12 protein-coding genes are annotated in these 14,970 nt (G+C 73.9%); 9 read left to right on the forward strand and 3 right to left on the reverse strand.

The genetic code is table 11. From position 1 onward, the window contains the following. Positions 1 to 9 precede the first annotated feature (9 nt). Together ACIBCA_RS07560 and ACIBCA_RS07565 are read right to left on the reverse strand one after the other, a co-directional pair. Positions 10 to 2,139, reverse strand: coding sequence for a putative bifunctional diguanylate cyclase/phosphodiesterase (locus ACIBCA_RS07560; RefSeq protein ID WP_396281906.1), 2,130 nt, complete (start codon positions 2,137 to 2,139; stop codon positions 10 to 12). A 79-nt stretch (positions 2,140 to 2,218) separates the two neighbouring features. After that, the gene (locus ACIBCA_RS07565) at positions 2,219 to 3,025 is read right to left on the reverse strand and encodes an SAM-dependent methyltransferase (protein ID WP_396281907.1); all 807 of its coding nucleotides are present in this window, start codon (positions 3,023 to 3,025) and stop codon (positions 2,219 to 2,221) included. Positions 3,026 to 3,243: 218 nt separating this feature from the next. Here ACIBCA_RS07565 and ACIBCA_RS07570 point away from each other — a divergent pair, with 218 nt between their 5' ends. From ACIBCA_RS07570 to ACIBCA_RS07605, 8 genes are all read left to right on the forward strand, one after another. Then, a complete protein-coding gene (locus ACIBCA_RS07570) occupies positions 3,244 to 3,765 on the forward strand; it encodes an SRPBCC family protein (RefSeq protein ID WP_396281908.1) in 522 nt (173 codons plus the stop codon). Between the two features lie 115 nt (positions 3,766 to 3,880). Continuing rightward, positions 3,881 to 5,032: a MalY/PatB family protein gene (locus tag ACIBCA_RS07575; RefSeq protein ID WP_396281909.1), complete on the forward strand. Its 1,152-nt coding sequence runs from the start codon at positions 3,881 to 3,883 to the stop codon at positions 5,030 to 5,032. Between the two features lie 216 nt (positions 5,033 to 5,248). Beyond that, positions 5,249 to 6,643, forward strand: a complete 1,395-nt coding sequence (egtA, locus tag ACIBCA_RS07580; protein WP_396281910.1) for an ergothioneine biosynthesis glutamate--cysteine ligase EgtA — start codon at positions 5,249 to 5,251, stop codon at positions 6,641 to 6,643. Further along, complete coding sequence (gene egtB, locus ACIBCA_RS07585) at positions 6,640 to 8,055, forward strand: ergothioneine biosynthesis protein EgtB (protein ID WP_396281911.1); 1,416 nt, start codon at positions 6,640 to 6,642, stop codon at positions 8,053 to 8,055. Before egtA ends, egtB begins: the two co-directional genes overlap by 4 nt. Next, complete coding sequence (gene egtC, locus ACIBCA_RS07590) at positions 8,055 to 8,876, forward strand: ergothioneine biosynthesis protein EgtC (protein ID WP_396281912.1); 822 nt, start codon at positions 8,055 to 8,057, stop codon at positions 8,874 to 8,876. The genes egtB and egtC overlap by 1 nt, the downstream gene beginning before the upstream one ends. A gap of 66 nt (positions 8,877 to 8,942) precedes the next feature. Next, on the forward strand, positions 8,943 to 9,917 hold the full coding sequence (egtD, locus tag ACIBCA_RS07595) for an L-histidine N(alpha)-methyltransferase (protein WP_396281913.1): 975 nt from the start codon (positions 8,943 to 8,945) through the stop codon (positions 9,915 to 9,917). 119 nt (positions 9,918 to 10,036) lie between these two features. After that, a complete protein-coding gene (locus ACIBCA_RS07600) occupies positions 10,037 to 11,464 on the forward strand; it encodes a sugar porter family MFS transporter (RefSeq protein WP_396282387.1) in 1,428 nt (475 codons plus the stop codon). A 431-nt stretch (positions 11,465 to 11,895) separates the two neighbouring features. Beyond that, positions 11,896 to 12,945 (forward strand): nitric oxide synthase oxygenase, encoded by a 1,050-nt coding sequence (locus ACIBCA_RS07605; RefSeq protein WP_396282388.1) that lies wholly within the window; start codon positions 11,896 to 11,898, stop codon positions 12,943 to 12,945. Positions 12,946 to 12,950: 5 nt separating this feature from the next. Here ACIBCA_RS07605 and ACIBCA_RS07610 read toward each other — a convergent pair whose 3' ends face one another. Then, entirely contained in the window at positions 12,951 to 13,613 is a 663-nt protein-coding gene (locus ACIBCA_RS07610; protein ID WP_396281914.1) for a TetR/AcrR family transcriptional regulator, read from the reverse strand. A gap of 166 nt (positions 13,614 to 13,779) precedes the next feature. Here ACIBCA_RS07610 and ACIBCA_RS07615 point away from each other — a divergent pair, with 166 nt between their 5' ends. Beyond that, positions 13,780 to 14,943 carry an acyl-CoA dehydrogenase family protein gene (locus ACIBCA_RS07615; protein WP_396281915.1) on the forward strand — a complete coding sequence of 388 codons (1,164 nt, stop codon included), beginning with the start codon at positions 13,780 to 13,782 and terminating at the stop codon, positions 14,941 to 14,943. Positions 14,944 to 14,970 lie beyond the last annotated feature (27 nt).

Consider the following 14,970-nt stretch of genomic DNA (forward strand, 5'->3'; position numbering starts at 1 on the left):
CCCCGGTCCTCAGCCCTGCTCCCCGCCCCCGCCGACCGGGCGCCCCTGCGGCTCCTCGACGATGCGCCGCACGATCTCCGCCGGGCGCACGGGCCGGCCGAAGTGCCAGCCCTGCGCCCAGTCGCAGCCGATGGTGCGCAGCCGCTCGGCGTCCTTGCGGGTCTCCACGCCCTCGGCGGTGACGGTCAGTCCGAGCGCGTGCGCCATCGACACCAGGCCGCTGACGATCCGCCAGCCCGTGGACTCGTCCTTGGCGGGGTCGTGCAGGTCCCCGACGAAGGAGCCGGCGACCTTGAGCCCGGAGACGGGCAGGTCGCGCAGGTAGGCGAGGTTGGACCAGCCGGTGCCGAAGTCGTCCACGGCCAGCGACACGCCGAGGTCGACCAGCCCGTGCAGGGTGCGCAGCGCCTCGTCCTCGGGCCCGACGACCGTGGACTCGGTGATCTCCAGCTGCAGCCGGGCCGGGTCGAGGCCCGTGCCGTCGAGGATGCGGGCGAGGTCGGTGACCAGCGCGGCGCTGCGGGCCTGGCGCACGGCCAGGTTGACGTTGAGCTGGGGGGCCGCGTCGCCGTAGCGCTTGACCCACTCGGCGGCCTGGCCGCACGCCTGTTCCAGCACCCAGCGGCCGAGCGGCATGATCAGCCCGGTCTCCTCGGCGGTGGTGACGAACTCGTCGGGGCCGAGGACGCCGAGCTGCGGGTGGCGCCAGCGCACCAGGGCCTCGACGGCGGCCATCCGACCGTCGGCGAGCCTGTAGAGCGGCTGGTAGTCGATGAAGAACTCGCCGCGGTCGAGGGCGGCGGGCATCCGCACGGAGACGGCGTAGCGGCTGACGGCGCGGGCGTTCTCCTTGGGGTCGAACAGCGTCCAGCGGCCGCGGCCGGCCTCCTTGGCGCGGTAGAGGGTGAGGTCGGCGGCGCGTACGGCGGCGCCCGGCGTGGTGGTGGAGACCCGCCGTTCCAGGACGCCGACGCTGGCGCCGACCGCGAGCTTGTGGTCGCCGATCAGCACCGGCCCGGCCAGGGCCTTGAGCACCGTCTTGGCGGCGGCGACGGCCTCCTGTTCGCCCCGGCACTTCTCCAGCAGGACGACGAACTCGTCCCCGCCGAGCCGGGCGACGAGATGGCCGAGCGGGGTGAGGGCGGCCTGGAGGCGGTCGGCGACGGCGGAGAGCAGTTCGTCGCCCATGTCGTGGCCGAGGCTGTCGTTGACGACCTTGAAGCCGTCGAGGTCGACGTAGCAGAGGCCGAAGCGGGCTCCGGGCTCCGGGTCCTCGAAGACCTTCTCCAGGCGTTCGAAGAAGGCGGCGCGGTTGGGCAGGCCCGTCAGCGGGTCGTGGGTGGCCTGGTGGCGCAGCCTCTCCTGGAGGCGGTAGCGGTCGGTGATGTCCTCCAGCATGGCGACCTGGTAGACCGGGGCGCCGTCGTCGTCCCGGATGAGGGAGACGGTCAGGTGGGTCCAGACGATCTCGCCGTCCTGGCGGTAGTACGGCTTGTCGACCTGGAAGTACTCGCGCTTGCCGCTGATCAGCTCCTCGTACGCCTCCCAGACGCCCGGGGTGTCCTCGGGGTGGACGAGGTCGCCGACGCGGCGGCCGATCATGTCGGCCGGGCCGGCGCCGAACAGGTCCTGGAGGGCCTTGTTCACGGCGAGGATGTTGCCGTCGGTGTCGCCGATGCCGATACCGATGGCGGCGCTCTCGAACAGCGCGCGGAAGCGGGCCTCGGAGGCGCGCAGCGCCCGTTCGGCCTCTTTCTGGGCCGCGTCGGCGGCGGTGCGGATGGCCTCCTGCTCGCTGAGGGTGCGCTCGCGCAGGGCGGCGGCCCAGCCGGCGGCGAAGGCGCCGGTGAGGGCGGGGCCGCGCTCGTCGGCGGCGGTCTGGGCCTGGAGCAGTTCGACGGCGCGGGCGAGCAGGACGGGGTCGGTGAAGTGGGCGTCGACCAGTTCCGCGCCGGCCCGGGAGGCGAGGCGGGGGTCGAAGGGCTCGTCCCGCTGGGCGCGGTGGAGCAGGTCCGCGGTGCGGGCCGTGAGGCTGTCGAGCAGGTCGGGGCGCACGGCGATGCCGTGGTCCGCGGAGAGCAGCCGGGACCAGTCCTCGTGGAACCGCTCGGCGCTGCCCGGCACCGAGGGGGTGCTCATGCGGGCGCTCCGGTCACGCTCGCGCGGAAGCCGTTCGCGCGGAAGCTGTTCGCGCGGAAGCCGTTCGCGCGGGGGCCGTTCAAGGGAGCAGCCCCACGCCCGCCACCCCGGTCATCCGCTCCGGGTGCTCGCCGACCGACTCGGGCTGGTCGGGGCGCCACTGCGGCAGGTAGACGACGCCGGGTTCGAGGAGCTCGAAGCCCTCGAACATGGCGGTGATCTGCTCGTGGGTGCGCATGGTGAGCGGGGTCGGGGTCATCCGGTAGAGGCGCTGGTGGTCCTCGGCCTGGTCGGGGCGGCCCTCCAGGGAGGCGTGGGAGAGGACGAGGGCGCTGCCGGGCGGGAGGGCGTCACGGACGGTGGCGATGAGCTTCCACGGGTCCTCCTCGTCGGTGACGAAGTGCGCGACGGCGACCAGCAGGACGGCGACGGGCTCTCCGGCGGCGAGGATCTCGACGACCTCGGGGCGGGCGAGCAGGTCCTCGACGTGGCGCAGATCGGCCTGGACGACGGAGCAGCCGTGGTCCTCGGCGAGCAGCAGGCGGCTGTGGGCGACGGCGACGGGGTCGCGGTCCACGTAGACGACCTGGGATTCGGGCCGGACGGTGCGGGCGATCTCGTGGACGGCGCCGAAGGTCGGGATGCCGGAGCCGATGTCGAGGAAGCGGGAGAAGCCGCGCTCGGCGAGTTGGACGACGGCGCGGCGCAGGAAGGCCCGGTTGGAGCGCATGATCTGCGGGAGTTCGGGCCACAGCGCCAGGGCCTTGCGGGCCATCTCGCGGTCGACCTCGAAGTTGTGGGAGCCTCCGAGGTAGTAGTCGTAGACCCTCGCGGCGTTCGGTTTGTCCAGGTCCGTGCCCTCCGGTACCCAGCTCGGTCGCCGCATGCCTGTGACTCCTTCACTCCGGTTACGGGGGCGCAGTGTCTGATGACTACCGCTGTGACAGATGAGACTACAAGCAGACAAGATGCTCCCTCTCCCCCCGAACGGCTGCAAGCGGAATGCCTGGCTCCCGACGGTTCACCGTCACGGGGAATTCACCGGCCGTCCCTCGGCTTTCCGGGGCGGCGCATGGACGGCTCGCAGCGGGGCAGGGGGAGCGTGTGAACCCCAATCACTACCGATTCCGCGGCCTCTGGCACCTCCCCGCACCCCCTCCCTCGGTGTACGCGGCGCTGGAGGACGTGGGCGGCTACCCGCGCTGGTGGCCGGAGGTCCGCGAGGTGCGGCGGACGGGACCGGACACCGGGGACGTGGTGGTACGCGCGGTGCTGCCGTACCGGCTGGTGATCTCCCTGGAGGCGCGCCGGCGGGACCCGGCGGCCGGGGTGCTGGAGGTGGCCATGAGCGGCGACCTCGCTGGCTGGACGCGGTTCACCGTCACCCCTGACGGGCCCGGCGGCGCGGGGAGCCGGGTGCTGTTCGAGGAGGACGCCCGGCCGGGCAAGGCCCTGCTGCGCCGCCTCGCGCTGCCGCTGCACCCGGTGTTCCGCGCCAACCACGCGGTGATGATGTGGCGTGGGCGGCGCGGGCTCGCGGCGCACCTCGCGGGCGGCACGGTTCCGGCGCAGCGCGACGGGTCACGGGCGGCGGACGGCGGCCTACAGCGGACGATCGGCGGATGACGGCGGACACATGACGGCTGACAGATGACAGCGGACAGCGGACAGCGGACAGCGGACAGCGGACAGATCACAGGCGACGGACGACAGATGTCAGATGACAGGTAACAGCGAACAGATGTCAGCGGACGAATTCCCACCTCTGTTCGCCGCCCCCTTCGACCGCGCCGGCACCGGCAGCGCCAAGTGGGCCCGCGCCACCGCCCCCGGGGTGATCCCCCTCGGGCTCGCGGACATGGACCTGCCCGGCCCGCCCGCCGTCACCGAGGCGCTGCGCCGCCGCGCCGACCATCCCGCCTACGGCTACACCGTCTGCGACCCGGCCGGGCGCGAGCTGGTCGCCCGCTGGTACCGCACCCGCCACGGCGCCGAGGTGGACCCGGACTGGGTGGTCCTGCTGCCCTGCGGCCCCCGCACCGCGCTGCGCGTCCTCCTCGAGGCCGTACGGCCGCAGGCACCCCTCGCCTTCCCCACCCCCGAGTGGGGCGGCTTCGCCCAGCTGTGCCGCGCCGCCCGCCTCCCGTACCGCGAACTGCCGCTCCCCCTGGGCCCGGACGGCTACCACCTGCCCGACGGCCCCCTCCCGGGCCCCACGTCGGCCGTGCTGCTGAGCAGCCCGCACAACCCCTCCGCCCGGGTCTGGCCCGCCGAGGAGCTGCGCGCCCTCTCCCAACGGGCCGCCGAGGCGGGAGCGTTGCTGGTCTCCGACGAGGTGCACGGCGACCTCACCCACCCCGGTCACCGCCACCCCGTGGCCGTCACCACCGTGGACCCGGAGCTGCGCCCACGCACCGTCACCCTCAACTCCGTCGGCAAGACCTTCAACTGCTCGGGCCTGCCCAGCGCCTTCGCCCTCGTCCCCGACCCCGCGCTGCGCGCCCGCTTCACCGAGGAGCTCGCCGGCTACGGCCTCTGGGAGGGCGGGCTGCTGGAGCAGACCGTCCAGCGGGCCGCGCTGAGCGAGGGCGGCCCCTGGCTGGACGCCCTGCTCGCCCATCTGACCCGCGCCCGCGACCGGCTGACCCGCCTGCTCGGCCCGGCCGTGCCCTCCGCGCCGCAGTCCTCCTACCTGCTGTGGCTGGACGCCGCCGCCCTGGGCCTGCCGCCCGTGGGCGCCGAGCGGGCGCTGCTGGAGCGCTGCGCCCTGGAGGCCACCGCCGGGGACGCCTTCGGCCCGGGCGGAGAGGGCTTCCTGCGCCTCGACTACGCCCTCCCCGGGCCCCTGCTGGAGACCGTCCTGGAACGGCTCGCCCGGTTGGGAAGGAGCTGAGGGCGCCCTTCGCGCCCCGCGCACGGAACCCTTCCGAAAGCCGCCCGAAAGGCGACCGAAAGCGCCCCGCGATCCCCTGAATCACCCGATCGCACCACCTCCGACCTGCGCAAACGAACGCCTACGCGATTTTTGCGGAGCGCCTTCGCATGCTCCGTAGCAGACTGGGCAAGGTAGACCGGGCCGCAATTCGTGATCCCGAGGATGGTGAGTCCGGTGATACCCGTCTCCCGCACCACACCCGCCGACCGGCCCAGCGCGCCGCCGCCCCAGAGCGGGGTGACTCCGCTGACGGAGTCCGGCGCGCGGAGCCACGTGTCGGGGGTCTGTTTCAAGATCGGGCCGCCCGAACTAGTGGGCGTCGAGATCGAGTGGTTCGTCCACGACGACCGATGTCCCGATCGACCCGTACCCCCGGAACTGATCCGCTCCGCACTGGATTCGCTGCCCCTGGGCGGCCCCGACGGCACTTCCCTCCCCTCCGGTTCGCGCCTCACGCTCGAACCCGGCGGACAGGTCGAGCTCAGCTCCCCGCCCGCCTCGGGCCTGATGGCCTGCGTCGACGACACCCGACGCGATCTGACCGCCCTGCGCGCCGCCTTCGCGGCCCGGGGCCTGCGCCTCACCGGCACCGGGACCGACCCGTCAGCCCGTCCGCGAGAGATGGTGCTGGACCACCCGCGCTACCTGGCGATGGAACGTTTCTTCAGCTCCGCCGGCCCCTGGGGCCGGATCATGATGACGGGCACCGCCTCCGTGCAGGTGTGCGTGGACGCCGGCGACGCGGACGGCCCGCAGGCCGTCGCCCGGCGCTGGCAGCTGGTCCACCGGCTCGGTCCGGTGCTGGTCGCCGCCTTCGCCAACTCCCCCGTCCTGGACGGCAAGGCGACCGGCCACCGCTCCACCCGGCAGACCGTCTGGTCCCGGATGGACCCGACCCGCACGCTCGCCCCCGCCCCCGATCACGGCGATCCCGGCGAGGCCTGGGCGCAGTACGTGCTGGACGCCCAAGTGCTGTGCATGCGACGGCCGGAGGGCCTCCCGTGGACGGCACCGCCCGGCCTCACCTTCCGCGACTGGATCCGCGGCGGCGGCGAACGCCCGCCCACCCTGGCCGACCTGGACTACCACCGCACCACGCTGTTCCCGCCCGTGCGCCCGCACGGCTACCTCGAGCTGCGGATGATCGACGCCCAGCCCGGCGACGGCTGGATGGTGCCCGCCGCCCTCGTCACCGCGCTGCTGGACGACCCGCTGGCCGCCGAGGCCACGCTCGCCGCCCTGGAGCCGCTGGAGCGCCTGGAGCGCCGAGGGCATCCGCAGCGCCCCGACGGCCGGGAGCACCCGGCCGCCCGGGCCCCGCGCAGCGAAGCCTGGCGCCGCGCCGCGACGCTGGCCGTCGCCGACCCCGAGCTGCGCCGCGCCACCCTGGCCTGCTTCGCCGCCGCCGACGCCGCGCTGGGCCGCATGCCCGGCGCCGAGCGACTGCGCGCCACCGTCGGCGCCTTCGCCGAGCGCTACCCCGCGCGCGGCCGCTGCCCGGCCGACGACCAGCTGGACGCCCTGCGCGCCGGCACCCGACGCACTCCCCCCGAGGAGCCCGCACCATGACCGACGTCAGCCCCCGCGCCGACCTCTCCCAGGAGCGTCCCGAGCGCAGTCCCGAGCGGCGTCCCGAGCGCCGCCCCGAGCGCCGTCCCGACGACCTCCCCGGGAGCACCGAGGCGCTGCGCGAGACCATCGCCGCCGAGCTGCTGGCCGCCCGCGCCCGCACCGCCGCCCTCACCGACTGCGTCGACGACCGCGACCTGACGGCCCAGCACTCGCCGCTGATGTCCCCGCTGGTCTGGGACCTCGCGCACATCGGCAACCAGGAGGAACTCTGGCTGCTGCGCAACGTCGGCGGCCGCGACCCGATGCATCCGGAGATCGACCCGCTCTACGACGCCTTCCAGCACCCCCGCGCCGAGCGCCCCACCCTGCCGCTGCTACCGCCCGCCGAGGCCCGCCGCTACGCCGAGGACGTGCGCGGCCGGGTCCTGGACCTGCTCGCCGCCAGCCCGCTGGAGGGGGCGCCGCTGCTGGACGCGGGCTTCGCCTTCGGGATGATCGCCCAGCACGAGCAGCAGCACGACGAGACGATGCTGATCACCCACCAGCTGCGCCGCGGCGAGCCGGCCCTGGCCGCTCCCCCGCCCCCGCCGGCCCCGGCCGACGCCGTCACGCTGCCCGCCGAAGTCCTCGTCCCCGCGGGCCCGTTCACCATGGGCACGGACACCGAGCCGTGGGCGCTGGACAACGAACGCCCGGCGCACACCGTCGACCTGCCCGCCTACTTCCTGGACACCACCCCCGTCACCAACGCCGCCTACCGGCGCTTCATCGAGGACGGCGGCTACGAGGACCCCCGCTGGTGGACGCCCGAGGGCTGGGAGCACCGCCTGCGCGCCGACCTGAGCGCCCCGCTGTTCTGGCGCCGCGAGGACGGGCAGTGGCTGCGCCGGCGCTTCGGCACCGTCGAGCCCGTCCCGGCCGACGAGCCGGTGCTGCACGTCAGTTGGTACGAGGCCGACGCGTACGCCCGCTGGGCGGGGCGCCGGTTGCCGACCGAGGCCGAGTGGGAGAAGGCCGCCCGGCACGACCCGGCGACGGGCCGCTCCCGCCGCTACCCGTGGGGCGACGCGGCCCCCGGCCCCGAGCACGCCAACCTCGGCCAGCGGCACCTGCGCCCGGCCCCGGCCGGCAGCTACCCCGAGGGCCGCTCCCCGTACGGGGCACGGCAGTTGATGGGCGACGTGTGGGAGTGGACGGCCAGCGACCTCCTCCCCTACCCGGGATTCAGGGCCTGGCCGTACAAGGAGTACTCGGAGGTGTTCTTCGGGCCCGAGTACAAGGTGCTGCGCGGCGGCTGCTTCGCCGTGGCGCCGGTCGCCTGCCGGGGCACCTTCCGCAACTGGGACTACCCGGTCCGGCGGCAGATCTTCTCCGGATTCCGCACCGCCCGCGACGCGGAGAACCCCTGATGTGCCGTCACCTCGCCTATCTGGGCGAGCCGTTGGCACCGCAGGACCTGCTGGTGACACCGCCGTACGCGCTGTACCGGCAGTCCTGGGCGCCCCGGGAGCAGCGGCACGGCACGGTGAACGCGGACGGCTTCGGCCTGGGCTGGTACGCGGACGGCGACGAGGTGCCCGCCCGCTACCGCCGCGCCGGGCCGATCTGGGCGGACGCCGCCTTCGCCGACCTCGCCCGGGTCCTGCGCACCCGGGCGCTGGTGGCGGCCGTCCGCTCCGCGACCACGGGCTGCGCGGCGGGCGAGGCGGCGGCGGCGCCGTTCGCGGCCGGGCCCTGGCTGTTCAGCCACAACGGCGCGGTGGCCGGCTGGCCCGGCGACCTGGGCGCGCTCGCCGCCCTGCTGCCCCCGGAGGAACTGCTGGCCCTGGAGGCGCACACCGACTCGGCGCTGCTGTGGGGACTGACCCTGCACCGGCTACGCGCGGGCGCCCCGCTCGGCGAGGCACTGACGGGCACCGTGGCGGACGTCGCCGCGCACACCACCGCCCGGCTGAACCTGCTGCTCACCGACGGCCGCTCGATCGCCGCGACCGCCTGGGGCGACACCCTGTACCACCGCACCCTGCCGGGCCTCGGCACCGTGGTGGCCTCCGAGCCGTACGACGACAGACCTCAGGACGACGGACCTCAGGACGACGGACCTCACACCGGCAGACCTCAGGCCGACGGACCTCGGGCCGGCGACTCACCCTGGCAGCGCACCGCGGACCGCTCCCTGCTGCTGGCCGACTCCGGCGGCGTCACCGTGCACCCACTCCCCGGCCGCTGATCCCCACCTCCACCCCCACACCCACCCCCTTCACCCTTCACTTTCTGAACAGAGGACCGCCCCGCCATGGACACGTTCGATCTCATCCGACTGCTGCCCGCCGACCACTTCACCACCGCCCTGCACCACGACGTGCGCCAGGGCCTGACCGCCACCCCCAAGTGGCTGCCGCCGAAGTGGTTCTACGACGCCCGGGGCAGCGAGCTGTTCGAGGAGATCACCCGGCTGCCGGAGTACTACCCGACCCGCGCCGAGCGGGCCATCCTGACCGCCCGGGCCGGCGAGATCGCCGCCGCCACCCGCGCCCGCACCCTCGTCGAGCTGGGCTCCGGCTCCTCCGAGAAGACCCGGCTGCTGCTCGACGCCCTGCGCGGGCTCGGCACCCTGGAGACGTACGTCCCGGTGGACGTCAGCGAGAGCGCGCTGACGGCGGCCGGCCTCGCCCTCGCCACCGAGTACCCGGGCCTGGCCGTGCACGGCGTGCTGGCCGACTTCACCTCCCGCCTGGGCGTGCCGCCCGGCGGCGGCCCCCGCCTGATCGCCTTCCTCGGCGGGACCCTGGGCAACCTGCTGCCCGCCGAGCGCGCGGAGTTCCTGCGCGGCCTGCGCGCCTCCCTCGAACCGGGCGACGCCCTGCTGCTGGGCACCGACCTGGTCAAGGACCCGGCCGTGCTGGTCGCCGCCTACGACGACGCGGCCGGGGTGACGGCCGCGTTCAACCTCAACGTGCTCAACGTCCTCAACCGGGAGCTGGGCGCCGACTTCGACCCGGAGGCGTTCGAGCACGTCGCGCTCTGGGACGCCGAGCAGGAGTGGATCGAGATGCGGCTGCGCTCGCTGCGCACCCAGACGGTGAAGATCCCGGCGCTGGACCTGCCGCTGCACTTCGACCGGGGCGAGGAGCTGCGCACCGAGGTGTCCGCCAAGTTCCGCCGGGAGCGGGTGGCCGGGGAGCTGGCCGCCGCGGGACTGCGGCTGGAGCACTGGTGGACGGACGAGGAGGGCCGCTTCGGTCTCTCGCTCGCCTCCCCGGTCGGGTAATTTGCTAGTTCACCTTACGAATTCTCGAAGTGGAAATCGGGGAACTGACGTACAAGGGTTGAACGATTGAGGGTTACGATCTCCGTTACCAAGCTCAGAGTTGAGTTACAGGAGCAGAGATCGTGAGTGTCACCCAGCAGCCCTCCGGGGCGGTCGAGGCCTCCGCGCCCGGCCGCCTCGGATTCGTCGTCTTCATCACCGCCGCCGCGGCCCTCGGCGGCTTCCTGTTCGGCTACGACAGCTCGGTGATCAACGGCGCCGTCTCCGGGATCCAGGACAGATTCGGGGTCGGCGACGGCGTGACCGGCCTGATCGTCTCCTCCGCCCTGCTCGGCTCGGCGATCGGCGCCGCGCTGGCCGGCCGCTTCGCCGACCGGTACGGCCGCATCAAGGTGATGAAGGCGGGCGCGCTGCTGTTCGCCGTCAGCGCGGTCGGCTCGATGCTGCCGTTCTCCGCCTGGGACCTCGCCTTCTGGCGCGTCCTCGGCGGCGCCGCCATCGGCATCGCCTCGGTGATCGCCCCCACCTACATCGCCGAGGTCGCGCCGACCCGCTACCGGGGCCGCCTGGCCTCCTTCCAGCAGGCCGCGATCGTGCTCGGCATCGCGATATCCCAGCTGGTCAACTGGGGGCTGGCGCAGTCCGCCGGCGGCGACACCCGCGGCCACCTGCTCGGCCTCGAAGCCTGGCAGTGGATGCTCGGCGTCTGCGTCGTGCCGGCCGCCGTCTACTTCGTGCTCGCCTCGGTCATCCCCGAGTCGCCGCGCTTCCTGATCCAGGCCGAGCGCCTCGACGAGGCCCGCAAGGTGCTCGCCGCCGTGGAGGGCGAGGGCGTGGACGCCGACGCGCGGATCGCCGAGGTCCAGGGCCTGATCGCCTCCGACCACCGCCCGCGCTTCCGCGACCTGCTCGGCGGGCGCTTCGGCCTGCTGCCGATCGTCTGGGTCGGCATCGGCCTGTCGGTCTTCCAGCAGCTGGTCGGCATCAACGTGATCTTCTACTACTCGTCGATCCTGTGGCAGTCCGTCGGCATCGACCAGAGCAACTCGCTGCTGATCAGCTTCATCGGCTCGGTCATCAACATCCTCGGCACCGTGATCGCGATCCTGCTCGTGGACCGGGTCGGCCGCAAGCCCCTCGCGCTGATCGGCTCGGCCGGCATGGCCGTCTCGCTGGCCGCGGCCGGCTGGGCCTTCTCCTCCGCCACCGGCAGCGGCGGCGACGTGACCCTGCCCGACCTCCAGGGCACCGTCGCGCTGATCGCCGCCAACGCCTTCGTGCTGTTCTTCGCCATGTCCTGGGGCGTGGTGGTCTGGGTGATGCTCGGCGAGATGTTCCCCAACCGGATCCGCGCGGCCGCGCTCTCCGTCGCCGCCTCGGCGCAGTGGATCGCCAACTGGGCGATCACCGTGTCGTTCCCGTCGCTGTCGCGCTGGAACCTGTCGGCGACGTACCTGGTCTACGCGGCCTTCGCGGCGCTGTCCATCGTCTTCGTGGCGAGGTTCATGAAGGAGACCAAGGGCATCCGCCTGGAGGACATGGGCTGATCCGACAGACCCCGAAAGGTCTGACAGGTCCGACAGGTCCGACAGATCTGACAGGTCTGACAGGTCTGACAGTCCGACCGGCCCCGCACCCTAGCGCGATCCGCGCGGGTGCGGGGCCGAATCGTTCACTCTCTGCGGCGGCCCGGACACCTGGGGTACTCCTGTTCGCCAGGAGGGATGTGTCCTTGATCTTCGACCGGCTTCGCACCCGCAGACCCGCCGCCGCCCCTGCCGGCGGCTGCCCGTACGCCCACACCCACACACACGGCGGCCCCGGCGCGCACCCGACCCGAACACCGGCGCAGACACCGGCGCAGACACCAGCGCAAGGACCGGCGCAGACACCGGCGCCCGCGCCCCCACCCGTACCCGAGGTCCGGCCGCCGAGCGCGCCGCCGCCGTTCACCGACCCCGGGCAGGCCACCGAGTTCGTGCGGCGCTTCCACCAGGAGCAGCCCGCCGCCGGAGCGCCCGAGGAGCGGCTGCGTGCCGTCCTGGACGAGATCGGGCGCACCGGCACCTACGTCCACACCCCCGCCGAACTCGCCTACGGCGCCAGGCTCGCCTGGCGCAACGCCGCCCGCTGCATCGGCCGGCTGTACTGGCGCAGCCTGGTGGTGCGCGACCTGCGCCACCTCTCCTCGGCCGACGACGTGGCCGCCGAGTGCTTCGAGCACCTGCGGCTGGCGGGCAACGGCGGGCGGATCCGCCCGGTGATCTCGGTGTTCGCCCCGGACCGCCCGGGCCGCCCGGCCCCGCGCATCCTCAACCAGCAGCTCGTCCGCTACGCCGGCCACCACGTCGACGGCGCCGTGGTCGGCGATCCGGCGGGCGCCGCGCTCACGGCCCGGGCCCGCGACCTGGGCTGGAAGTGCGCCGAGGACCGCTTCGAGGTGCTGCCGCTGCTGGTCCAGGAGCGCCCCGGCGAGCGCCCGTCCTGGTACGAGGTGCCGGAGGACGCCGCGCTGGAGGTCCCGCTCACCCACCCCGAGCACGACTGGTTCGCCGAGCTGGGCCTGCGCTGGTACGCGGTGCCCGCGATCAGCGACATGGCGCTGGAGATCGGCGGTGTGCGCTACCCGACGGCGCCCTTCAACGGCTGGTACATGGGCACCGAGATCGGCGCCCGCAACCTCGCCGACGCCGAGCGCTACGACATGCTGGCCACCGTCGCCGGGCGCCTGGGCCTGGACACCTCCCACGACCGCACGCTCTGGCGCGACCGGGCGCTCGTCGAGCTCAACCTCGCGGTGCTGCACTCCTTCCAGGAGGCCGGGGTGACGATGGCCGACCACCACACCGAGTCGCACCGCTTCCTCAAGCACGTCGCCCAGGAGGCGCGGCTGGGGCGGCCCACCCCGGCGGACTGGAGCTGGATCGTTCCTCCGGTCTCGGGCGGGCTGACGCCGGTCTACCACCGCTACTACGACCCGGTGGACGCCTCGCTGCGGCCGGCCTTCGTGGCCCGCGAGCCCTGGTAGCCGGCTCAGGTGCTCCGGCGGGCGGCGAGGCGCTCGTAGCGCAGCGCCAGCCCGTCCAGCAGCGCCTCGAGGCCGGTCTCGAAGGCGCCCTCGTCGACCGCCCCCCGGTGCCCGGCCAGCCGGTGGGCCTCGCCCAGGTGCGGGTAGTCGGCGGCGTCGTACACCTCGGCGTCGGCGGGGAAGCCGGCCGCGAAGGAGGCGAGCGCGGAGCCGGTGACGAAGTAGCGCATCAGCGCGCCGATCCGGGTGGCCTGGCCGCGCGGCCACCCGGCGCCGACGAGGTGGCCGAAGACGGCGTCGGCCAGGCGCAGCGCGTTCGGCCGGCGCCCGGGGCCCTGGGCGAGGACGGGGACGATGTTGGGGTGGGCGGCCAGCGCGGCGCGGTAGGAGCGGGCCCAGTCGCGCAGGGCCTCCGGCCAGTCGCCGTCGGACTGCCGGGCGGCCTCGCCGAACATCGACAGGTCGACTTCCCCAATGACGCTGTCCACGACGGCGTCGAGGAGTTCGTCCTTGGTCGCGAAGTGGTTGTAGAGCGAGGGCCCGCTCACCGACAGCTCGGTGGCGAGGCGGCGGGTGGAGAGGGCGGCGAGGCCCTCTTCGTCGATCAGCCGCAGGGCGGCCGTGACGATGCGCTCGCGGTTGAGCAGCGGGGTGCGCGGGCGGGCCATCGAGGGGTTCCTCCGGTCGGGTGGGGTGGGGCCGATTCTGGCAGGCGGCCCGAGGAGCCCCCTTCCCCGCGGGGGCCGTCGGGGCTACAGTCACCGTAAAACTTGCAGCGCTAGTTTATTGTGCGCTGGTTCGTCGACCGTCGAGCCCGATCGAGGTGACCTTGCCGTGAACCTGGAGTTGACCGAGGAGCAGAGCGCCGTCCGGGACGTGGCCGCCGCCTTCGTCGACCGCGAGATCGCGCCCCACGCCGCCGCCTGGGACCGCGCCGAGTCCGTGGACCGCGCCATCGTCGGCAAGCTCGCGAAGCTCGGCTTCCTCGGGCTGACCATCCCCGAGGAGTACGGCGGCAGCGGCGGCGACCACCTCGCCTACTGCCTGGTCCTGGAGGAGCTGGGGCGCGGGGACTCGGCGGTGCGCGGGATCGTCTCCGTCACCCTCGGGCTCGTCGCCAAGTCGATCAATGCCCACGGCACCGAGGAGCAGAAGCGCCACTGGCTGCCCCGGCTCACCTCCGGCGAGGCCCTCGGCTGCTTCGCCCTCACCGAGCCCGGCACCGGCTCCGACGCCGCCAACCTCACCACCCGGGCCGAGCGCGACGGCGACCACTGGCTGATCAGCGGCGCCAAGACGTTCATCACCAACGGCACCTGGGCCGACGTCGCCCTGGTCTTCGCCCGCACCGGCGGCGCCGACCCCGCGCTCGCGGGCCACCGGGGCATCACCGCCTTCCTCGTGCCCACCGGCCTGCCCGGCTTCGGCCGCACCGAGATCCACGGCAAGCTCGGCCTGCGCGGCCAGGCCACCGCCGAACTCGCCCTCGACCGCGTCCGGGTGCCCGACTCCGCCCGGCTCGGCGAGGTCGGCAAGGGCTTCTCGGTGGCCATGGGCGCCCTCGCCAAGGGCCGGATGTCGGTGGCCGCCGGCTGCGTGGGCATCGCCCGCGCCTGCCTGGAGGCCGCCGTCCGCTACGCCGGGGAGCGCGAGCAGTTCGGAAAGCCCATCGCCGCGCACCAGCTCGTCCAGGAACTGCTCGCCGGGATCGCCGTCGACGTCGAGGCGGCCCGGCTGCTCACCTGGAAGGTCGCCGACCACATCGAGCGGGGCCTGCCCTTCGCCACCGAGTCCTCGATGGCCAAGCTCTACGCGAGCGAGGCCGCCGTGCGGGCCGCGAACAACGCGCTGCAGGTGTTCGGCGGGTACGGCTTCATCGACGAGTACCCCGTCGGCAAGTACCTGCGCGACGCGCGGGTGATGACCCTCTACGAGGGCACCAGCCAGATCCACCAGCTGCTCATCGGGCGCGCGCTCACCGGCGTCAACGCCTTCTGACCCCGTACCTCCTCGCTTTCGATCCTT

This window comes from Kitasatospora sp. NPDC051170 (assembly GCF_044455705.1).
Lineage (GTDB): Bacteria > Actinomycetota > Actinomycetes > Streptomycetales > Streptomycetaceae > Kitasatospora.